This window comes from Pedobacter sp. Leaf170 (assembly GCF_920984665.1).
In the GTDB taxonomy this organism is placed as follows: domain Bacteria; phylum Bacteroidota; class Bacteroidia; order Sphingobacteriales; family Sphingobacteriaceae; genus Pedobacter.
Window position 1 is genome coordinate 63,188 of the sequence record NZ_CAKLBP010000005.1, and the last position, 21,710, is coordinate 84,897.

The window sequence follows — 21,710 nt, forward strand, 5'->3', positions numbered from 1 at the left end:
TTTATTGGAGTGGCAAACTGAAACCAACATTAGAGCCCTTTCCAACTACGCTATTTGCCCATATTTTTCCACCATGCCTTTGAATAATTTCGGCACTTAAATATAATCCAATTCCAAATCCCGAAATTGTACTGGTTTGTTTGCCTTCTACCCAGTAAAAGCGGTCGAAAAGATTTGGTAAGTTTTCTGGCTTAATGCCCATACCATAATCCTTTACCAAAACTTCTGCGTTATTGTTATTTATATTGCAAAAAACCTCAATATTTTTGTTATTCGGAGAGTACTTTATTGCATTTGAAAGGAGGTTTGTAATTACATTGCCTATTTTATCTCTATCTGCCTTCACTTTTACAGAAACAGATGTTTGCAACGCAATGTTATAGTTTGAAGAAGTTAATAAAAGTTCAGATATTATTTCCTCAACCAATAAATTCAATTCAAATTCATTCTTTTCTAAATGGATTTTTCCAGATTCTAAACGAGATAAATTTAGGAAACCATTAATCATGGTATTCATTTTTTTTATCTGCTGCCCGGCTTTATCCAAAGCATTTATGGTATGGCTCTCTGTATTATTAATATTTATTTTTTGAAGAAGTTGTATATATGCGCCTAATGATGTTAATGGCGTTTTCAACTCGTGGCTTACCATGCCAATAAAATCATTTTTTCGCTGTTCGTCTTTTTTCTGCTCGGTAATATCCATAATAATACCAGTAAAAGATGAACTTTCTGTATTCGCACCTTCAGTTAAATTACCTACAGTACGTAGCCACCTTATCTTTTGGTCGTTAAATGTTCTTATAGTGAATGATAAATCAAATTCTTCAGGATGAGTTAGGGCACTTTTTATTGCACTTTCTGCAGCTGGTTTAAAATCATCCGTAATCTGATGTAAACAATCGGCTAGCGTAACCTTATCCTGCGGATGAAATCCAAACAGTTCCTTAAATCGAGCGGAAGAAATAAGCACTCGTGAATGGACATCTATGCTCCAACTGCCAAAATTTGCAGCCTCAATCGCCATTCTAAGTATTTGTTCAGATTGTTCTAGCTGCTTCCGCGATAAAATGAGGTCTTCATTTATATCAGTAAGCATCTGATTGGTTGTAATTATCTGTTTATTCGTTACCGACAGCTCTTCGTTTGCAGTAGCAAGTTCATCATTCAATTTTCTAACTAGCTTGGCGGCCATTACCTGCTCGGTAACATCTACTGCAATATCAATAATCCCTGTTATTTTACCATTTTCTATCAATGGAGTGTAGGTAAAATTGTAAAAACCTGTTTGTATTTTGCCATTGCGTTTAAGTTGTAGGGCGGTTTCGTTCCCTGTCAGCGTTTTCCCGGTGGTATAAACTTGCCTTAATAGCTCGTAGGGTGGTTGTCCTGCTAATTCAGGAATAGCTTCCAACAAAGGTTTTCCTGCAATTTCAGCCTTTTTATCTAAGAGCTCCAACATTTTAGGATTTACCGCATCAATGGTTAAATCATTTCCCTTAAAAACAATAATGGCAACTGCAGCCTGCTCAACTAAGGTCTTTATTTTTCTTTCACTTTCTTCTATAATTGTATTAGCCTTAACCTGCTCTGTAATATCGTGTAGTACCAGCATCATTGAAGTAGCATTTTCTTCATTTTCTAAGGGATGGTAAGCCATTTCATAATAACCCTGAACCATCTGGCCTGCACGCTCAAAAAATATTTTTATTTCAGGGATATGCTTGCTCACCCGCTCCTCAAAAAATTCCTTTAATAATTGTGGTAGAACTTGCTTTTTAAGTTCTGGTATGGCTTCCATTATCGGTTTTCCAATAATTGAATCCTCTTTACCTAGCAAAGCCAACATTTTATTATTTACACTTTCCAGAACCATATCTTCCCCTTTGATTAGGGCAATTGCTACAGGGGCATCTTTTAATAAAGCCAGCGCTTTTTTCTCGCTTGTATCCAAACGGATATTTTCTCCAAGAAGGTTTGTATTAGAATAACCAAGCTGTTGGTTTTCTGTTGCAAGTTCAAAATTTGATATCGAAAGTTCTTGATTGGAGCTGGTTAATATTTTGTTATCAGAATTAAAACGTTCGTTTAGTTTATTAAGCTCCTCATTAGTTGATTGGTATTCTTCATTAATTGCAATTAGCTCATTGGTAAGTTCTTGTTCACGTACAGATTTTTCGTAAACTAACTGCTCCGCTATTAATCTTTCACTTACTTCGATTGCGGTATGTAATATGCCATAAATTTTACCCGTATTATCAAATAATGGTTTATATTCAAAATCAAAATAAAATAACTGGAGTTTTTCTGCAATGCGAAGTTCTGCAGGCATATCTCGATGTATAATCGTTTTACCGGTTTCCCACACATCTTTTAACATGGTACTAAAGGGTTGTCCTTTCAGTTCTGGTACAGCTTCATCTAATGTTAAACCGATAATACTTTTATCTTTTCCCCACAGATTTAACATTGCCTGATTTGCAAATTCGATTACAATCGAGCTTCCGGTGTATATGGCCGTCGCATACTTTGAATGAAATAGAATATTTTGAATATCCTCATTAGATAATCTGTTTTCAGCTGACATAAACCATCGATAATACTAACAAATATATTTAAAAGGCTTTTTGTTTTTTGTATTATCAATATTCTAGCTTAGCCGTTTTGGGAATAGTTAAGCGTTACATAGAAGGCAATGTTTTTGGTTGGCAAATTTACCTCAAAACATCAATCGCTATAATAATTTCTGATAGCAAAAAAATCTTAATCCCGGTCTTTTAGCCAGACTAATTTCACCACTAAAACTATAGCCTAATTTCGGAAATAAAGTGTTTGTAGCTTGGTTTTGGTTATTGGTATCTACCCGAAGAATTTTTATATTTTTTGTATTGGCAACTATTTCTGCTTGTTGCATTAAGGCTTTCGCAATACCTTTTCCATGAATATCCGGGTTAACCGCCAATCTATGGGTAACAATAGCTTGCTCTGTAATATCCCAACCCGCATCTGCATATTCGGGGTCTTGGTCTGTTGTTATAGCTGAAACGCCAGCAATCTTTTCATCTAAAACAGCAACCCAAAGCTGTCCAATTTCAATGTCTGCTTCGAAAACGGCTGGGTTTGGATAGTCATCATCCCATTGGAAATTACCTGTGGCTCGCATAAGCGGAACAACTTTTTTTACCAATTGCATAATTGCAGAAACATCTTCTTTGCGTGCTAACCTTATCTCCATATAGCAAAGATATAAGAATGGATTTTTTTACTGCCAATGAAACTTCAGAATTACTTCAAATTTGAATTATAGTTTTGAATAAAATCATCCGTATATGAAAAAGATTGCCTCGGCATTTTTAAGTTTATTTTTAATTCCTTTAGCCATATTTTCGCAGAATTTTAGTCCCGATACTGTTACAAGTAAATGGAGCAGTTCTGATATCGTACCTAAACAAAAATTTAAGGCAGTTTCTTTTATTGCTCCTGCAGTGCTTATAGGCTATGGTTTTGCTGCGGTTTATGATAATGGTGCGTTAAAACAGCTTGATGTAAGTACCAAAGGTGAACTTCAGGAAGACCATCCATTATTTGCAGCTCATGTAGATGATTATTTGCAGTTTGCGCCAATGCTTTCTGTTTATGCACTAAATTTATCGGGCGTAAAAGGTGAGCATAATCTTTTCGATGCTTCTATGTTGTACCTAACTTCTGCGGCAATTATGGGTGTATCAACACATTTTGTAAAACAAGGTGTTGGCAGAATGCGGCCAAATGATAACGGAAATAATTCCTTCCCTTCCGGACATACAGCTTCTGCATTTATGGCAGCAGAGTTTCTACATCAGGAGTATAAAAATAAAAACCCATGGATTAGTTATGCAGGTTATTTTGTAGCTGCAGCCACCGGAACCTTAAGAATGTATAACAATAAACATTGGTTTAGCGATGTAGTAGGGGGTGCAGGTTTTGGCATTGCAGCCACTAAAATATCTTATTTGGTTTACCCATACATTAAGCATGTTTTTTCTGCAAAGGGAGATAAAAATTTAGCCATATTGCCAATGTATGGTAGTGGGATTAAAGGTTTTGCATTAGTTAAAAGATTTTAAAATTGCTAAAGTGATGCTCTGTGGCGTGCGCCCCATTTTTCCAAATCTAAAATAATCGGTTTTAGTTCGTAACCAATTTCGGTAAGTTCATATTCTACTTTTGGAGGCACCTGAGCGTAAACCTTACGTGTGATAATTTTATTTTCTTCTAATTTTCTAAGCTGTAAGGTTAGCATTCTTTCGGTAATGTTGGGTAACAATTTTTTTAATTCTCCAAATCGAAGCTTACCATTCAATAACCAGGAGCAAATTACCAAAGCCCATTGTCCGCCGATTAAATTTATAGCATAAACTTCAGCACACTCTTCGCCTAAGGCTTGCTTATTTGCAAAGTTGGTAGAGGTTTCTTTGATTTCAGACATTACTTACATTTTTGATAGTACATTACAATTGGTTGCTAATATACAAATTCAATAGTGTTGCCCCTACATTTGGAAAAAATTAAGAAACATGAAAATTTTAGTAATTGTAACCCATCCAGATTTAGAAAAATCTTTAATAAATAAAAGATGGGTTGCTGAATTGGAAAAGCATCCAGAACGTTATACCATACATAATTTGCATCAACAATATCCTGATGGAGTAATTGATGTTTTAAGAGAGCAGGAACTAGTAGAAAAATATGGTAAAATTGTATTTCAGTTCCCGGTTTATTGGTTTAGTTGCCCCGCATTACTTAAAAAATGGTTTGATGAGGTTTTGATACACGGTTGGGCTTATGGAAGTAAAAGCGGTTATAAAGTATCTGGCAAGAAAATCGCTTTAGCAATGACGGTTGGCGTGGAAGAAATAGAATACAATGCTGGTGAAAAATATAAATATACGCTTGCAGAATTAACCCGGCCTTTTGAACTCTCTTTTGAATACGTTAAAGCAGATTATCAACCTTTTTTTGCTTATTACGGCATAGAATTAAATTCCTCCACAGAACACATTGAAAAAAGTGTGCAGCCATATCTGGCATTTTTAGACACTTTATAGAGGAATGGCAGAGCTAAATTTTGTTTAAAGAAATTTTACTTTTTTTGCATCATCATTAACGGATTTAATGCGATGGTGGTTATCCAGCAACATTAAATCCGTTTAGGTAAATCTTTCTTAAACAAATAACAACAGGCGTTTTTTGCTACATTGAAAACCTTGTGCTTTGATTAAATAGCTTCTTTCGGATCAAAATCTATCATCCATTCTATACCATATTTATCTCTAAACATTGCAAAATACGTTCCCCAAGGACTATCGCCTATTGGCATTTCAATATGTCCGCCGGCAGAAAGCCCATTAAACAATTTATCTGCTTCCTCTTTACTTTCTGTTTGGATAGTAATTTTACTCCTGTTTTCGTTTTCGTTGGTTTTGCCTAAAATTTCGGGAACATCATTGCCTAGCAACACACTACCTGTCCCTATTGGCAAAGCGATGTGCATAATTTTATTTTCTTCTTTTTCAGAAACCGGAAACTCATCGTTTGCCAAATCTTTAAAACGGATAACTTTCGAAAAATCTCCGCCGAAGGCTGATTTATAAAATGTAAATGCTTCTTCGGCATTGCCGTTAAAGTTGATGTGGGGATTAATTATTGCCATGTTGAATTAGTTTTTATTGTTTATGATTTACTGCTAAAATGCTATTAAGTGCTGTTTTTCTTTAGTGCCTTTTTTAGATAATTAACGTTAATTGAGCACCAAATAATAATTATTATAAAGGTTACTGAACGTGATAGTTGCAACCTGCCCGATGTGAAATAACCAATACAAATAAATATTATTGGTATGATGATAGATAAAATCAAAAGTGCAGCATAGATATTTAAACTAGATTTTAGTTGCTTATCTGTTTTGTTCTCGTATAATTTCTCCAGCATAATACTATTCAGCTTATTCGCCGTGGAAACTTAGTGATATCCATAAAGAAAATTTCCCAGGTATGGCCATCAAAATCTTCGATAGTTCTTTGTTGCATAAAACCATAATCCCTCATTTCATTAGGCTCAGTTCCGCCGGCAGTTAACCCAGCATCTACAATTTTACTTACTTCATCAAGGCTTGCAACAGATAGAGAAAAAAGTCCGGCCAAACCAGATTTTGTATCAGCAATAGGTTTTGTAGCGAAGCTTGAAAATTTTTCGTGGCTAAGCAGCATTACAAAAATGTTATCGCTCCACATCATACATTTACCCGAATCGTCAGAAAATTGAGGATTATTTGTAAAACCCAATGCGGTGTAAAAATCTAAAGATTTTTGAAGGTCTTTAACCGGAAAATTAATAAATATCTGGTTGTTCATTTTGGATAGATATGTTTAATTATTTTTTCTTCTTAAAGTTATAAATAATGAGCTGTATATAAAACATTGATTTTGTAGCCTTGCAATGTTTTGTTTTGGTTTAGCTTTTCAGTTTTAGTTTCATCATAATATCTGTTTGCTCATCATCACCGAGTTTAAATATATGCTTATCAAACTCAACAAAGCCATTCTTTTTATAAAAACTTATGGCCCTTTTATTTTCTTCCCACACACCTAACCAAACATAATCTGCTCTTTTATTTTTGGCGATTTCTATAGCCTTATCGTAAAGTATTTGTCCAACTTTTTTGCCATGAAATGCTTTCAAAACATAAATCCTTTCTATTTCAAGCGCTTTGTTGTCTTTTAATTCTGTTTGCGATTGGCCGAAGTTGAGTTTTAAATAACCAATAATTTTGCTCCCTATTTTTGCAAAAAAGAATTCAGCATTTTCATCATGTAACTCAGCATTTATCTTTTCAACAGAAAAACTACTTTCCAGGTAATTAGTCATATTTTCTTCAGAATTACTGTCTGAAAATGTTTCATAAAATGTTTGTCGGCCAATTTCTCTTAATTGGTCAATGTCATTCAAACTAGTTTTTTCGATAGTGATATTATCCATTTCTATGTTAGTATTTTCTTGCCTGATTTGGTCTGCAAGTTTTTTGGGTGCCACTTCACAATAAGCTGTTTTTAAGGCATCAACAAATAATTCTGATTTCACCTTATCCATTTCAATAATTGTCCAGCCTTGCTTTCCCCATTTGTTATTAACAGGGTAAATAATTGTTTTATCTGGTGAAGAAAAAACATCCTGGTCAATTTCTGATAACTTTATAGAAGCCCTTTTTTCTGATGAATCGTAAGTTGCGAAGATTTTATTTTTCACTCTAAAAGAAGTTTTATCAAAATGAGGTTCTTCTGTTGTTTCCGGGAAAGATAAAGCCAATTTTCTAAACGTATCAATTGAAACCATGTATTATACAAGTTTTAGTGATTCTTTTTATATAAAGATAGTGAAATCCATTCTCAGGGATTTTTGTCTATATGTCAGGTATTTAAGTCTACGCTTTTTGTAAAAATCTTATTTTTGTGATTTGTTCCCCAATCTTTTAAAGCATAAATAATTGGTGTTAAGGTATCGGCGTAAGGTTCTAGTTTATAACATATTTTTACAGGATAATCATCAATAACTATTCTTTTTATAAGTTGATGCTGCTCCAAATTTCTCAATTCTTTAGCTAAAACTTTTGGTGTTAAGCCTGCAATACTTTCTTGAATATCTGTGAATCTTTCATTGCCTACACCAACTGAAATAATTATTGGCAATTTCCATTTTCCATTAATCACATCAAGCGCATCTCTAACAGGCTTTACTGTGTCTAAACAACTGCAATGATTTTTACTTTTCGCCATAATAAATATTTTCTACTTTCTTTTGGGAAAGCGCTATACAAAGGAAAGTATATATAAGTAAATTTGCAAAGTAATTTATGATAAGTTAAGTTGGATGAAAATTGATAAACAAATGTTGATTGGTTTGCACCTTGGCAACGGTTATGGCTCTCAATCGGGAGCTTGGCGTTTTCCAGGTGTCGACCCTAAAAGTTACACTAGTTTCGATGCAAGGGTAAAACAGGCACAGGCAGCAGAACGAGGTAAGTTTCAGTTTCTATTTTTGCCCGATGGGCCTGGCGCTGTTATGGCAGATATTGATACAGATGCACCTGCATTTAACCTCGATGTTATGCTTACACTTGCGGCTGTGGCCCGAGAAACAAAGTATATTGGCTTGGTTGCTACTGGTTCTACTACTTTTAATGAGCCCTTCAACTTAGCCAGACAATTTAAAGCTCTCGACGTGATGAGCCATGGTCGTGCAGGTTGGAATGCAATAACCTCTAGCGGAGAAGATGTTGCAGCTAATTACGGGAGAAAAATTCCTTCGAGTGCAGACCGATATGGACGAGCTCATGAAGTGGTACAGCTCATTCAGGCGCTTTGGGGAAGTTGGGGAAAAGATGCTTGGGTACACAATCAGCAAAGTGGCCAATTTGCAAAAAAAGATCAGATTGCACCTATTAATTTACAGGGTAAATTTGTGAGTTCAAGCGGCCCGCTTTATATTCCACCATCTGAACAGGGGCAACCTATTATTTTTCACGCCGGAGGAAGCCCAAATGCACATCGATTAGCAGGGCGTTTTGCCAATGTAGTTATTGGTTCGGCATTTACAATTGAAGATGCAAAAGACCAGCGAAATACTTTTAAACGAGCTGCAGAAAGTTTTGGTCGTGACCCTGACGAAATTAAATACATTCCAGGTTTGATGACCACTATCGCGAAAGACAGACGTGCTGCACTCGACCGCCGTATTCGGTTAAGTGGAGATTTTTTGTTACAAAGAATTGGTTATTTGCAACAAATGTTGGGTGTTCCACTTAATGCCTTAAGGTTTAACGAACCAATTTCAAAATCTTTGTTGGATATTGCCCGACCTTCATATTACGACCCACGGTCTGCTAACGCTTTAAAAATTGCCAGAGAAGGTTGGAGTATTCGTGATATTTTGGCGCATGGTGTTATCGATTATCATCCCGTAATTGTAGGCCCGGGAATTGAAGCCGCAAACCATATGCAAGAGTGGTTTGAAACAGGTGCAGCCGATGGTTTTTGGATCTCGCCTGATGTTAATGCCGATGGAATTGGTGCTTTTGTGGACGAAGTTGTTCCCATTTTACAAGAACGTAAACTTTTTCACCAAGATTACGAAGGCAAAACTTTGCGAGAGCACCTTGGTGCACCCAATCAATACGGATTGACCCACGAGTTTAAAATTTAAAATAATAAAAATATATAATATGAAAATAGGAATAATTGGAACCGGTAATATCGGAAGTGCATTAGCAGGATATTTAATAAACTTAGGTCATGAAGTTACTATTGCAAATTCTAGAGGACCTGAAACACTTGTCGAAATTGCAGCAAAAACAGGTGCAACCCCAGTAACCGTTGAACTAGCCGCAAGTGCAAAAGACCTTGTTATTATTGCCATACCACAAAAAGCATTGGTTAAATTACCTATTACTATTCTATGTATTTCAGAAGCTATTATTGTAGATGCAGGAAATTACTATCCATCTCGTGATGGTGAAATAGCAGATATAAAAAACGGATTGACAGATAGTGAATGGACAGCCAAAGTAATTGGTCATCCTGTAATTAAGGCTTTTAATAATATTGTTGCTCCAAGTTTGTCTTCAAAAGCTGTTGCTGCCGGCAGTCCAAATAGAATTGCATTGTCGGTTGCCGGAGATAAGGAAGAGCACAAACAAGTTGTTAAAAATTTAATTAATGAAATTGGTTTTGATGCAATTGATGGTGGATTGCTATCTGATTCGTGGAGGCAACAGCCCGGTGAACCTGCATATTGTCAGGATTTAAATAAGGAACAATTAAAAACGACATTACAAAAAGCAGATATTACAACACATTCCGAAAACCTTGCTAAAGCAGATGAGATGGCACGTCCTTATTTTTAGATAATAGAGGTTTCAAATATGTGAAAGCAGAAGTTTGAAAAATTGTCTGCCTTCACATTGCCATTAAACAATTTTTAATGATTTAATCAAACCATTTTCAAATTCATAATGATAAGTTAATATAATCGGACTACCCGGAAATATTCCTGATACCTCGGATTTTAGCGTTTGTTGTGTTTCAGAATATTCAAGAGGTTTCATTGTTGCTTGATATTCTTTATTTGCTTTTGCTATCCAATTTTCTATTTCTTTCCGTCCGTTGTGCGTTTTACCTTCATCAAAAACTACGGCTGTTTCTGTAAAACACTTTGCATACGCAACGCTATCAAAGCTATTCTGCGTTTTTACTAATTCTGTTAATACTTTTGGTAAATTCATATCTGTTTAATTTTTGGTTATTAAATTGTTGGCACCGTGCCGCCATCTATTACAAAATTTGTCCCAGTTAAATAATTAGCTCTTGGTGAAACCAAAAAACCGACCAATTCTGCTACTTCTTCTGCTTCGGCAGGCCTGCCAAAAGGTATTCCGCCTAAAGCATCCATTACGCCTTGTTGTGCTTCTTCTATGCTGCTGTTTGCATTTCGTGCAATTTCACCCAACCAGGCTTTTGAGGCATTTGTATTAATCCATCCCGGCGAAACAGTTAGCACCCGAATACCTTTGGGGGTTACTTCGTTAGATAAACTTTTGCTATAATTTATTAAGGCTGCTTTTGAAGCAGCATAAGGAAGTGTAGAGTCGTATAACGGTAGTTTGCCTTGAATAGAGGCGATGTGGATAATTACTCCACTTTTTTGTTCAATCATTTGTGGCAAAAATCCTCTATCCAATCTAATGGGTGCTAGTAAATTAGCTTGTAGCATTGATTCCCAATCTTCATCGCTTAATGCAGCAAAGCCTCCGGCAGGAGTTACAGACGAACCCAGGTTATTAACCAAAATATCTAGCCTGTGGTAAGACGAAAGTATATCACTAATTACTTTTTGTGCATCGGTAGTCTTGCTCAAATCTGCAGGAATGAAATGCATGTTTCCGTCGTGTTTTTCTGGTGGGTTTCGGGCAGTAATAATAACCGTTGCGCCAGCTTGTAAAAGCCTCTCGGCAATTGCTCTACCTGCACCTTTTGTACCACCGGTTACCAAGGCAATTTTGCCCGACAACTCATTATTGAAATTAAAATGTTGTTCCATTGTATAATTGTTTAGGTCAAAATTCAGACTTATGTGTAGTTATTACAAGTACGGAATTACGATTCGGATAGGGATAAATTTTTCTCCTATTGCACATTTTGGAACATTGATTTAATTTTGCCTTATGTATGAAAGGAAAATTATACCGAACCTTAATTGTGGTTTAGATTTGATTGGTGAAGTGTTGTACGGAAAATGGAAAATCCGCTTATTATGGTTTATTAACCAAGGCCATCAACGTCCGAGTGAATTACAGCGGAAAATTCCAGATGCAACAAGGCGTGTATTGAATATTCAACTGAAAGAATTAGAAGACCATGAATTGATTACCAAGAAAATTTACCCGGTAGTACCGCCAAAGGTAGAATATAGTTTAACTGATTTTGGCAAAACACTGATTCCTGTAATTGCAGCAATAGGAGAGTGGGGAGATAAAAATGAGGCACATTTACGTACCGTTATACTAAAACGGTTGACAATCGAAAGTTAGTGGTGTGAGAGTTAGGTATTTCTTGTGGATGGTGATAATACCAAATAAAGGAGATATTCAAGTGAGTCTGTTTAATTATTGCTTTTGCTTAATTGGTCAATAAATTTCAAAATCACTTTAGTTTGTTTGTCTTCCGATTTTGTAGAAGCAATTTTCCCCAAAATTTCCTTTTGATCTTCATCATGCAATTTTTCAAAGGCTTTTAGAACTCCTGCTTCTTTGAAGGTTTCCAAAATTTCTTTTTCTGTTACTTTTTCTTGGTTTGAAAGTAGATAAAGCGTAACAGTAACAATGTCGCCACCTTTTTTATTGATTGCTTTTCGTATTTCGCCATTTATAGAAAGCATTTTGTCTTCGCCCTTTATTGGTGCAAGATTTCTTGCTTCAATTTTATAATTATCAACGAAACCTGAAACTTTTATGTCGCCCCATTTTCCATCAATATTTTTTGAATTTCGAATACGCAAATGGTATGTCCAAGCACCTTTTCCGTGTTCGTAGATTAGTTCAAGCTTTTCGTCTTTTATAATGTAGTCCATTTGTAATAGGGTTATCTTTTAGCCTTTCCGCTAACGTTTTGGGGCTTTGCGATGGTGGGGCAATCGAAGCACAAATCTTCAATTTTGTACTAAAGTTCAATCGAAGAAATACTGTTGAACTTTGCAGTTTCGCCCCACTATTGCAAAACCCTTGTTATCTGTAGTGCTTTATTAGGTTTTCAATATTCGTTATTCTTAATTCATAATACATACAATCATATTTTGCTTCTTTAAGCCAATTTTTGAAGGATTGCAAACTGTCAAAAGAGATTATTTTATCAGTCTTTTTTACCTTTAATTCGCAATTTGTATTTTTGAAAAAATTAATTATTGGTAATAATTTGCTATTTGCATAACCAACTGCAGAAGCACAGTTATATGACAAGGCATTTTCTATTTCTTCGATTTCATTAATTGTTAGAATTTTTTCAAAAACTTTTTCATCTCCATTCATAAGCAATTGAATTTACTATTTGGTTCACGGCTTTTTGGTCAAAATTGGTATTTTTTTTTAAAAATTGTCTTGAGTTTTCAGCTCCTTTTTTTAAATCAGTAAAATTCCATAATTCATATTGTGAAGCCTCTTTATATACTTTTGAAAAAAACTCTTTCTCAATTTCTGTAATATTTGAATTGTCCATAATAGATTTGTAAAATGTCCACGGTTTTTCCCAATCAGAAAAATTGTTAATTATTTGCGTTAGGTTCTTCATAGCATTACAGATAACTTCTAAATTTACGCATTGCGTTTATCCGAATTTAATAACATTCGTAAATCTAAAATAGAAAATACTATTTATTCGTGAAATTTTCTCTACTCAAACCATCTTAAATCGTGTTTTCCTTCAAACCAGCTATTTCGGCTTTGCGAATGTTTAAAGCTTAGAAAATTATAGCAGACCCATTGTTTCCGCTACTTTGCAGGCCTCGAAAGCATTGGTTACGTTTAGTTTGTTGAAAATATTTTGCCTGTGCCGGTTTATGGTATTAATGCTTAAAGAAAGTTTTTCGGCAATTTCCTTACTTCTATAACCGAGTTTAATCAGCTGTAAAATTCCCCTTTCTCTTTCTGTAATAATATATTTAATCTTTTGCTCATCATGTTCAATTACCTTCCCGGTAAGTGTATTAATTATAACAGCCTGCGGAATGGTGAATTCCAAATGTTCATTAATCAGGTTATACAAACAAAGTGCGAGCCATACGCTGCCATCATCATTGCTGCCTAAGTAAACCAAACGATGTTGTAGCAAAATGTATTTTCCCCCGGTATTTTTGATTCTCAATCGCGTAACAACCTGGTAATTTGTTCGTTCGTTAATATTGATTTCACTTAAAATTTTAAAAAACTGAAACTCCATCTGATATTTTTTCAAGAGGTCTTCAGGGTGAACCCGGTTTAAAAGTTCATCCTCCCAAATAGATTTAATTTCAGATTCTTTATTCGTTAGGCCAATATTATCTGCAATGCCGCTATAATATAGGTAACTGTTTCTTGCCTTTAAATCGCTGAGTACGCTAATGCAGTTTTCGAGCTTGCAATACATTTGCGCAATAGATTTCGCCGAGCTTAATTGCGCATCCGTAGTTAAATCATTCTGAAAAGTCTGCGAAAAAAGTTTGATATCAAGGTGCGCTCTCATCTTAGGTTTGTTGTGGTTATTTTTTACCATTGAATATTTTTTCGATGATGAATAACTTTGCGAACATACTAAAGTAGACTGTTGGTTTTAGTAATTCCAGCATCAAATATCAGATATGAAAAAAATATTTTTAGCATTGGGTTTAGTTTTTGGCTTATCAGAACTTAAAGCGCAAACGCTTGAAAAAATGCAATGGTTTAATGAACCTGCAAAATGGCAAATAAAAGATAACAGCCTGATTATGCAGGTAACTCCACAAAGTGATTACTGGCGTATTGCTCACTACGGTTTCACTGTAGATGATGCGCCATTTTATTTTGCAAACTATGGTGGCGAGTTTGAAGCCAAAGTAAAGTTAACAGGTGCTTACAAAGCCCGTTTCGACCAGATGGGTTTAATGATAAGAACCGACCATAAAAACTACATTAAAACAGGTGTAGAATTTGTTGACAGAAAGTTTAATGTAAGTACTGTGGTTACGCATGAAAAAAGCGATTGGAGTGTACTAACGCTCGATAAAGTGCCGGCATTTATTTGGATAAAAGTTGTACGCAGATTAGATGCGGTAGAAATTTTTTATTCGCTTGATGATAAAAATTACATCCTTACACGTAATGCGCCTTTGCAAGATAATGCACCTGTGCAAGTGGGTTTAATGGCTGCAAGTCCGGATGGTGCAGGCTTTGAAGCTAAATTTGAAAATTTTTCGGTTAAACATTTACCAGATCAACGCAGATTGGAATGGCTAAAAAATCATCAATAAAGCCTTATATTATTAGTTCTGTTGGTATGTTTACGGTTGATAATGAATAGCTGCGGGTGCGGTAAATTTTGAAACGCCAATAGTTAAATAGCTCAAATATTCTAACGAAAGTATTAAAGCGCCAGATAAATATGGCTCGTAATTTTTAGGTTTTACAATGTTTAATATGTTTCGTTTACTAAAAAAGTGTTCGTCGCAAAATAAGTTAAACAGGTGAAACCGTTTTTCTAAATCTTTACCCGCTAAAATAAAGGCAGCAGTTTCTCCAGTTGGTATAAAACCATCGTAATTCTTATCCTTTAAGCCACCAAACTCAGTATAGTTTTTGTCGTATAAAGAGTTTTTACTTAAAAATACATCAAAAATTTCTGGCCTGATGTGTGGTGCCAAAGCTAAGAGTAAAACAATTCTTTCCTGTACGCTAACATTATCCCTTTTAAGCACTTCAGCGTAGAAAGATTCTCCATCACTAATATCGGGCGGTTCAATATCGTAGATGCTTTCTATATTATGGTCTAAATCGAAAAAGGTTTTTATACTGATGTCTATAACTTGCTGAAGCCAGTTCAGTTCTTTTTCTAATGCCTCTGCATTTTTTTTGACCATTAATTTCATCGTACAAAAAATTATTGAAACGTTAAGATAACGTTTTTTTTATTACAATGAATATTATTTTTATAGTTAAATAGTTGGTTTATTGTTTGTTATTTGGCGCTGTGGAAAGACCTTAAATCCTAAAATTCAAATTCTAATTGATTATCTTTTTCTCCATCAACAATTAAATCATCGTAAAACCTCGAAACTGTAATGCCCAATAACCTTACTTTGGCAAATCCAATTTCAGCCTCATTTAATAAATTGATGGCTTCGCTGTAAATGATTTCTGCACTATAAACCGGGGCAGCAAAAGAGCGACTTCTTGTAATCTGTTTAAAATCTTCGAATTTGATTTTAAGAGTAATTGTTTTTCCTTTCAGTTGTTTTTGCTCTAATCTCCGGGCAACTGTACTGCTAATTTGATTTAAAAGACTATGCATAACAGATGCCTCGTTGGTATCATTTGCCAATGTATCTTCGGCACCAACAGATTTTGTTTCGCGGTGGGCTTGCACCGGCCGTTCATCTATACCCCGCACAATTTTGTAATAGAATTTTCCGGTTTTACCGAATTGTGCTACCATTTGCTGCTCCGTAAGTTTTTTTAAGTCGGCACCGGTATTTAGTTGCATGGCTTTCATGCGTGCTGCAGTAACCTTACCCACACCAAAAAATTTTTCTACGGGTAGCTTTTCCATAAAAGCTTTAATTTTTGATGGACCGATAAAAGTTAAACCGTCAGGTTTGTTCATATCTGATGCAATTTTGGCTACAAATTTATTTATCGAAACGCCAGCAGAGGCCGTAAGATTTAACTCGTTTTTGATGGCATCTTTTATAGATTGCGCAATATCAATGGCAGAGCCGATAGCCAATTTATCTTCAGTAACATCTAAATAAGCTTCATCTAAAGAAAGTGGCTCAATTATATCTGTATAACGGCTAAAAATTTCCCTTATACTTTTAGAAACGGCAACATAAGCATCAAACCTCGGATATACAAAAATCGCTGTCGGACAGAGTTGATAGGCCTTACTGCAAGACATGGCCGAGCGAATTCCAAACTGCCGGGCCTCGTAACTGGCCGTAGCTACAACGCCTCTGCTATCGGGCTTGCCGCCAACAACCAAAGGTTTGCCGCGGTATTCTGGAAAATCACGCTGTTCTACAGATGCATAAAATGCATCCATATCAACATGGATAATTTTTCTGAAATTTTGTTTGCTTTCCTCCGGCATTTACATGCTAAAATCGGGTTTTTAACTTTATAAATTGAGGAGATTATTTTTCTTTACAAAATATAGCAGTAGTTCATCGATATATGAAGTAACAAGTTACGATTAAGTTAAATGCTTTGAAGAACTTTATTTAATGATGATATGATATGAACGACTAATTGGCTATTCGCCCACACATTACAAATCGGTTGCTGTTTTTTGAATTTGAGAATGTTTTGAAATTGGACTATAGAAGATGTTTATAATTATCTATTAAGCATCAAATGAAGGATAAAGAATGTAAATCTAAGTCAATAGTAATCCTACTTTGTTTAATAGAGCATCCATTTCAAATGGTTTTTCCATGAAATCATTTGCGCCGGCATCCAATGCCGATTGCCTGATGTCGCGGCTTGCAGATATCATTAAAACCGGGATTTTGCTAAAAACTGGGTCGTTTTTAAGCTGCTTGCAAATATCCCTTCCATCGTGCCCACTCATCCATATATCTAAAAGAATTAAATCAGGTCCTTTTTTTACTAATTCTAAAACTGCGCCGCCGTCATAAGTGAAATCAACTTCATAGCCCATTACTTCTAATATCATTGATACTGCATCTACAATGCCCTCATCATCATCTGCAATAAGAATTTTTTTAGTTTCCATTAAATGTTTTCAAGTAAGCGTTCTGCTTGGTTTCAGCCAAAAGCCGATAATTTCTCACAGTATAAATACCTGATTTATATATTTTGTTTTAATTAATAAATATTTTTTTGCTATTGGCAAATTTCCTTCTCAAATGTATAAGTTGGATTACACTTTTAAAGCAAGTTGTGGTTTTTTTGATTTTATTAAATTAAGCGTATTAGTACGATAATATTTTATATTTACAGCATAATTTTACAATGATAAGGTTTGTAAACCAAAATGGATAGTATTAATATAAAGAAACTAGCTAAAGCATTAAATTTATCTACATCTACTATTTCGAGAGCATTTAGAGATAATAGCGATATTAATGCAACTACCAAAGCACTAATATTGGAAAAAGCTAAGGAATTAAACTATCAACCAAACCATTACGCCAGTAATCTTCGTGAGCAGAAAAGTAAAACCATTGCCGTAATTGTTCCCGAGCTGGCAAATAATTATTTCTCGCAAGCCATACATGGAATTGAACGTGTAGCCCGTGAAAATGGTTACCACATTTTAATTTACGTTACCGACGATGATTTTAAAAAGGAAGTAAATTTTATAATGCACCTGCACAACGGCAGGGCAGATGGAATTATTATGTCGGTTTCTGGTGAGGCTAACGACCATAACTATCTAAATAAATTTGGTGCGAAACGTTTGCCTTTGGTTTTTTTCGATAGGATTTATGAAGATATTGAAACGCCTCGGGTAATTACAAATGATTATAACAGTAGTTTTTTGGCTACCGAGCACTTAATAGAGCAAGGTTGTAAACGAATTGCTTACCTGGTTGTAAATAAGAGTTTATCAATTGGTAAAACCCGTATGCAAGGTTATATAGATGCGCTTTCTAAACACGATTTGAAGTTTGATGAGCAATTGATTGTGGATTGCAGCAACAGTTATGAAGAAAATAGCATCATCATCAAAAATGCTTTAACAGAGCTAAAGCCTGATGGCGTTTTTACATCTGTTGAGCGTTTGGCTTTTGCAAGTTATTACGCGTGTTATGATTTAAATATTTCGATACCCGATGATTTAAAAATAATCAGTTTTTCGAGTTTGGAAATCGCACCACTTTTAAATCCATCCTTAACAACAATTACACAACCTGCTACCGAAATTGGTATGGAAGCAGCCAAAATGCTGTTCAAAATTTTAGATAAAAACAGTAACGAAAACTGCTCATTAGAAGTGGTTTTAGAATCTAAAATAATCATGCGGAATTCTACCTCAAATTCGCCTCAAAAACACTAAAAAAACTACCTGTTTTTAGCCCTCATTTTTGATAAAAAAAATCTTCACTTAGTGTATTTTACGCAGAATTTCGCTTCATCATCGGGAACGTTCCCGATAAATATTCCGAATTGCGCTTGAAAAAGTCGGGAACGTTCCCGAAAAACAGGTAAAAAATCACTTAGTGTAAAAATTACACACAAAATTTATTTTTAACATTTTTAAATTATTGTAAATCAATGTTTTAATTTATTAATCATTTGATTTGAGTAAGATAAAAAAATGGAAAAGCTCAGGTTTTTTAGCCAGAAATTAATTTGAGAAGAGCTGCTCAAATATATTTTTTAAATAAATTTTGAATTATGATTTAGTGCTGTAAATTAGTCGGGTGTGTAAATCACAATAATATTTAACCAAATTTTTATACTTAAAAGAGCTTCGAATATGAAAGTATTTTACCTGTTAAAACAGGGGCTTTTGATGCTGTTAGTTTTATCAGCATTAATCGTAAAGGCACAAACCGGATCAATTTCTGGTAAGGTGCTTGATGAAACCGGACAACCATTGCCTGGTGCTTCTATTTTAGTTAAAGGAACTACAAGAAGTACATCAACAGATGCAGATGGTAATTTCAAACTGTCGGGTTTAACAGCAGGTTCCCTAACTTTATCTGTAAGTTTTGTAGGTTACCAAACTATGGATAAAGCTGTAAGTGCTGCAGCAAATACAACTGTTAGTTTTCAGTTGGTGCCCGATGCACAAAAATTAAATGAAGTAGTTGTTATTGGTTATGGTACTGCCGAAAAGAAAAATTTAACTGGGGCAATCACTTCAGTAAGTGCAAAAGATTTTCAGAAAGGTACTATTACAACACCAGAGCAATTAATTCAAGGAAAAGTTGCGGGTGTTAACATCACATCAAATGGCGGTGCCCCAGGTTCGGGTAGCGTAATCAGGATTCGTGGTGGTGCATCTTTAAATGCAAGTAACGATCCGTTGGTTGTTATCGATGGAGTTCCTTTTAGTGGTAATGGAATAGGTAATGCACCAAGTCCTTTATCATTGGTTAACCCTAATGATATTGAAAATATCACAACCCTGAAAGATGCAAATGCTACTGCAATTTACGGTTCAAGAGCATCAAATGGTGTGGTATTGATTACCACTAAAAAAGGTGGTTCTGGTGCGCCTGTTATTAACTTTAACACAAACAATTCAATCGGTACGGTGGCTAAAAAAGTAGATGTATTATCTGCAGATGAAGTTCGTGCTTATGTAAATGCAAATGGTAGTGCTGCTCAAAAAGCATTATTGGGTACTGCAAATACAGATTGGCAAGATGAAATTTACAGAACGGCATTTACAACTGATAATAACCTGAGTATTGCAGGCTCATTTAAAGGTGTTCCTTATCGTGTTTCTGCTGGTTATTTAGATCAAGAAGGTGTTGTTATCAAAAGTGATTTAAAAAGAGCAACCGGTGGTTTAACCATTTCGCCTAAATTCTTTACCGACCATTTAAAAATTGATTTAAGTTTAAAAGGTGCTTTAACAGAATCGCAGTTTCCAAATGATGCTGCTATTAGTAATGCAATTCAATTCGATCCAACTAAACCTGTTTATGCAGCAAATCAATTTGGTGGTTATTATGAATGGATTAACGGAGCAGTTCCAAATCCAAATGCGCCTCGCAACCCTTTGGCTTTAATCGAATTACAAGATAATCAAGGTAGAGCAGCCAGAAGTTTTGGTAATGCTAGGTTCGATTATTCGTTCCACTTTTTACCGGAGTTACACGCTAACTTAAACTTAGGTTATGATGTATCTAAAGGTTATGGATACACCAGAGTACCGATTTTTGCTGCTCAAAGTGCTTCGACACAAGGCTCTTATTCAAACAGAAAAAATATAGAGCGTAATACATTCTCAGAGTTTTACTTAAACTATTCGAAAAATGTAGAAAGCATTAAAAGTAAGTTTGATGTAACAGCAGGTTATGGCTATTACGATATTGCGCAAACAAACTTTAACTATAACTCTTACAGAGGTACTGGCGAGTTATTAACCACTCCTGTATTTCCTTTCTCAGTAGAGCAAAATAAATTGCTTTCTTATTATGGTCGTTTTAACTATACTTTTGATGATAAATATATCTTAAATGGTACCATGAGGGCAGATGCTTCTTCGAAATTCGCTGAAGATAATCGTTGGGGATATTTCCCATCGGTTGGTTTTACCTGGAGAATTATTGGTGAAGATTTCTTAAAAGATAGCAAAGTAGTTTCTGATATGAAACTAAGATTAAGTTATGGTCAAACTGGTAATAAAGATGGTATTGGTAATTATGAATATCTATCGAGATATTATGCTAACACCAATAATGGTCAATATCAGGTTGGAAATACCTTTTACAATTATTATAGCCCGGCTGGATATGATCCTGATTTGAAATGGGAATCTACAACAACATACAATGCAGGTTTGGATTATGGTTTCTTTAAAGGAAGAGTTTACGGTAGTTTAGATGCCTATTACAAAAAAACTAAAGATCTTTTAAGCGTTGTAAACATCCCGGTAGGTACAAACTTTACAAACTTATTAACTACAAATGTTGGTAATATGGAAGTTAAAGGTGCAGAGGCAAGTTTAAACATTATTGCTATTCAAAGCGATAACGTAACCTGGGATTTCGGCTTTAATGCTGCGTATAACAAAAGAAAAATCACCAACTTAACTTTAAATCCTGATCCGGGTTCTAAAGTTAGCGCAGGAGACATTACAGGTGGTACAGGTGTAACACTTAAATATCATGCAGTAAACCAAATGCCAGGTGCTTATTTTGTTTACAAACAAGTTTACAATGCTAACGGAGTTCCATTAGAAGGTGTTTACGCAGATTTAAACTCTGATGGTGTAATTAACACAAGCGATCAATATTTCTATAAATCACCAGATCCGAATTTTACTTTCGGTTTCAATACTTCGTTTACTTTTAAAAAATGGAGTTTCAATACAGTGCTAAGAGCAAACATCGGAAATTATATTTACGATAACGTTTCTTCTAACTTCGGTATCAGAAACAATGTTTTAAGTACACAAGGAATATTAAACAATTCTGGCAGAGATATTTACAATACAAATTTCCAAACCAGCCAATACTTAAGTGATTACTACATTAAAAACGCTTCGTTTTTGAAAATGGATAACGTTGGTTTATCATATAATTTCGGTAAACTTTCTCCTAATGGAAATACTACAATGCGTATCTCGGCAAACTGCCAGAATGTGTTTGTCGTATCTGAGTATAAAGGTATAGACCCAGAGTCGGTTTCAGGTATTGATTACAATTTATACCCTAGACCAAGAACATTCACTCTAGGTTTAAATGTTGGTTTTTAA

The 21,710-nt window shown here is 35.0% G+C and carries 24 protein-coding genes; 8 read left to right on the forward strand and 16 right to left on the reverse strand.

The features are described 5' to 3' along the window. Position 1: 1 nt before the first annotated feature. Together LUA90_RS12950 and LUA90_RS12955 are read right to left on the reverse strand one after the other, a co-directional pair. On the reverse strand, positions 2–2,587 hold the full coding sequence (locus LUA90_RS12950; protein WP_231491205.1) for a PAS domain-containing protein: 2,586 nt from the start codon (positions 2,585–2,587) through the stop codon (positions 2–4). 147 nt (positions 2,588–2,734) lie between these two features. Then, positions 2,735–3,235, reverse strand: coding sequence for a GNAT family N-acetyltransferase (locus LUA90_RS12955; RefSeq protein WP_231491206.1), 501 nt, complete (start codon positions 3,233–3,235; stop codon positions 2,735–2,737). Between the two features lie 94 nt (positions 3,236–3,329). Here LUA90_RS12955 and LUA90_RS12960 point away from each other — a divergent pair, with 94 nt between their 5' ends. Further along, entirely contained in the window at positions 3,330–4,106 is a 777-nt protein-coding gene (locus LUA90_RS12960) for a phosphatase PAP2 family protein (RefSeq protein ID WP_231464357.1), read from the forward strand. A 5-nt stretch (positions 4,107–4,111) separates the two neighbouring features. Here LUA90_RS12960 and LUA90_RS12965 read toward each other — a convergent pair whose 3' ends face one another. Next, positions 4,112–4,468, reverse strand: a complete 357-nt coding sequence (locus LUA90_RS12965; protein ID WP_231464355.1) for a helix-turn-helix domain-containing protein — start codon at positions 4,466–4,468, stop codon at positions 4,112–4,114. An 88-nt stretch (positions 4,469–4,556) separates the two neighbouring features. On the opposite strand from LUA90_RS12965, the gene LUA90_RS12970 reads away from it, so the two are divergent. After that, entirely contained in the window at positions 4,557–5,087 is a 531-nt protein-coding gene (locus LUA90_RS12970) for an NAD(P)H-dependent oxidoreductase (protein WP_231464353.1), read from the forward strand. Between the two features lie 170 nt (positions 5,088–5,257). Here the strand turns inward: LUA90_RS12970 and LUA90_RS12975 are convergent, their stop codons facing one another. The 4 genes from LUA90_RS12975 to LUA90_RS12990 all read right to left on the reverse strand — a co-directional run bounded on the left by LUA90_RS12975 (position 5,258) and on the right by LUA90_RS12990 (position 7,811). Next, a complete protein-coding gene (locus LUA90_RS12975) occupies positions 5,258–5,692 on the reverse strand; it encodes a VOC family protein (RefSeq protein ID WP_231464351.1) in 435 nt (144 codons plus the stop codon). A gap of 286 nt (positions 5,693–5,978) precedes the next feature. Beyond that, positions 5,979–6,392 carry a VOC family protein gene (locus LUA90_RS12980; protein ID WP_231464349.1) on the reverse strand — a complete coding sequence of 138 codons (414 nt, stop codon included), beginning with the start codon at positions 6,390–6,392 and terminating at the stop codon, positions 5,979–5,981. Between the two features lie 100 nt (positions 6,393–6,492). Then, entirely contained in the window at positions 6,493–7,371 is an 879-nt protein-coding gene (locus tag LUA90_RS12985; protein ID WP_231464348.1) for a GNAT family N-acetyltransferase, read from the reverse strand. 74 nt (positions 7,372–7,445) lie between these two features. Continuing rightward, the gene (locus LUA90_RS12990; RefSeq protein WP_231464346.1) at positions 7,446–7,811 is read right to left on the reverse strand and encodes a helix-turn-helix domain-containing protein; all 366 of its coding nucleotides are present in this window, start codon (positions 7,809–7,811) and stop codon (positions 7,446–7,448) included. Positions 7,812–7,905: 94 nt separating this feature from the next. Between LUA90_RS12990 and LUA90_RS12995 the strand changes: the two genes are divergently transcribed. Continuing rightward, positions 7,906–9,237, forward strand: coding sequence for an NtaA/DmoA family FMN-dependent monooxygenase (locus LUA90_RS12995; protein WP_231491207.1), 1,332 nt, complete (start codon positions 7,906–7,908; stop codon positions 9,235–9,237). A 19-nt stretch (positions 9,238–9,256) separates the two neighbouring features. Continuing rightward, positions 9,257–9,937, forward strand: coding sequence for an NADPH-dependent F420 reductase (locus LUA90_RS13000; protein ID WP_231491208.1), 681 nt, complete (start codon positions 9,257–9,259; stop codon positions 9,935–9,937). Positions 9,938–10,000: 63 nt separating this feature from the next. Here LUA90_RS13000 and LUA90_RS13005 read toward each other — a convergent pair whose 3' ends face one another. Together LUA90_RS13005 and LUA90_RS13010 are read right to left on the reverse strand one after the other, a co-directional pair. After that, on the reverse strand, positions 10,001–10,315 hold the full coding sequence (locus LUA90_RS13005) for a nuclear transport factor 2 family protein (protein WP_231464340.1): 315 nt from the start codon (positions 10,313–10,315) through the stop codon (positions 10,001–10,003). 20 nt (positions 10,316–10,335) lie between these two features. Next, positions 10,336–11,130 (reverse strand): SDR family oxidoreductase, encoded by a 795-nt coding sequence (locus LUA90_RS13010; protein WP_231491209.1) that lies wholly within the window; start codon positions 11,128–11,130, stop codon positions 10,336–10,338. A 124-nt stretch (positions 11,131–11,254) separates the two neighbouring features. On the opposite strand from LUA90_RS13010, the gene LUA90_RS13015 reads away from it, so the two are divergent. After that, complete coding sequence (locus tag LUA90_RS13015) at positions 11,255–11,620, forward strand: helix-turn-helix domain-containing protein (RefSeq protein WP_231464338.1); 366 nt, start codon at positions 11,255–11,257, stop codon at positions 11,618–11,620. A gap of 71 nt (positions 11,621–11,691) precedes the next feature. On the opposite strand, the gene LUA90_RS13020 is transcribed toward LUA90_RS13015, so the two are convergent. The 4 genes from LUA90_RS13020 to LUA90_RS13035 form a co-directional block, all read right to left on the reverse strand. Further along, the gene (locus tag LUA90_RS13020) at positions 11,692–12,159 is read right to left on the reverse strand and encodes a DUF1905 domain-containing protein (RefSeq protein ID WP_231464336.1); all 468 of its coding nucleotides are present in this window, start codon (positions 12,157–12,159) and stop codon (positions 11,692–11,694) included. Between the two features lie 154 nt (positions 12,160–12,313). Beyond that, positions 12,314–12,613 carry a hypothetical protein gene (locus LUA90_RS13025; RefSeq protein ID WP_231464334.1) on the reverse strand — a complete coding sequence of 100 codons (300 nt, stop codon included), beginning with the start codon at positions 12,611–12,613 and terminating at the stop codon, positions 12,314–12,316. Further along, the gene (locus LUA90_RS13030; protein WP_231464332.1) at positions 12,600–12,872 is read right to left on the reverse strand and encodes a hypothetical protein; all 273 of its coding nucleotides are present in this window, start codon (positions 12,870–12,872) and stop codon (positions 12,600–12,602) included. Before LUA90_RS13030 ends, LUA90_RS13025 begins: the two co-directional genes overlap by 14 nt. Positions 12,873–13,049: 177 nt before the next feature. Beyond that, positions 13,050–13,802, reverse strand: coding sequence for a response regulator transcription factor (locus LUA90_RS13035; protein WP_231464330.1), 753 nt, complete (start codon positions 13,800–13,802; stop codon positions 13,050–13,052). Between the two features lie 115 nt (positions 13,803–13,917). Between LUA90_RS13035 and LUA90_RS13040 the strand changes: the two genes are divergently transcribed. Further along, a complete protein-coding gene (locus LUA90_RS13040) occupies positions 13,918–14,565 on the forward strand; it encodes a DUF1349 domain-containing protein (protein ID WP_231464328.1) in 648 nt (215 codons plus the stop codon). A 30-nt stretch (positions 14,566–14,595) separates the two neighbouring features. On the opposite strand, the gene LUA90_RS13045 is transcribed toward LUA90_RS13040, so the two are convergent. The 3 genes from LUA90_RS13045 to LUA90_RS13055 form a co-directional block, all read right to left on the reverse strand. Then, complete coding sequence (locus LUA90_RS13045; protein WP_231464326.1) at positions 14,596–15,180, reverse strand: hypothetical protein; 585 nt, start codon at positions 15,178–15,180, stop codon at positions 14,596–14,598. A 119-nt stretch (positions 15,181–15,299) separates the two neighbouring features. Then, positions 15,300–16,400: a DNA polymerase IV gene (gene dinB, locus LUA90_RS13050; RefSeq protein WP_231464324.1), complete on the reverse strand. Its 1,101-nt coding sequence runs from the start codon at positions 16,398–16,400 to the stop codon at positions 15,300–15,302. Positions 16,401–16,685: 285 nt separating this feature from the next. After that, entirely contained in the window at positions 16,686–17,045 is a 360-nt protein-coding gene (locus LUA90_RS13055) for a PleD family two-component system response regulator (RefSeq protein WP_231464322.1), read from the reverse strand. Between the two features lie 261 nt (positions 17,046–17,306). Here LUA90_RS13055 and LUA90_RS13060 point away from each other — a divergent pair, with 261 nt between their 5' ends. Next, on the forward strand, positions 17,307–18,332 hold the full coding sequence (locus tag LUA90_RS13060) for a LacI family DNA-binding transcriptional regulator (RefSeq protein ID WP_231464320.1): 1,026 nt from the start codon (positions 17,307–17,309) through the stop codon (positions 18,330–18,332). A gap of 423 nt (positions 18,333–18,755) precedes the next feature. Beyond that, entirely contained in the window at positions 18,756–21,710 is a 2,955-nt protein-coding gene (locus LUA90_RS13065; RefSeq protein ID WP_231464318.1) for a TonB-dependent receptor, read from the forward strand.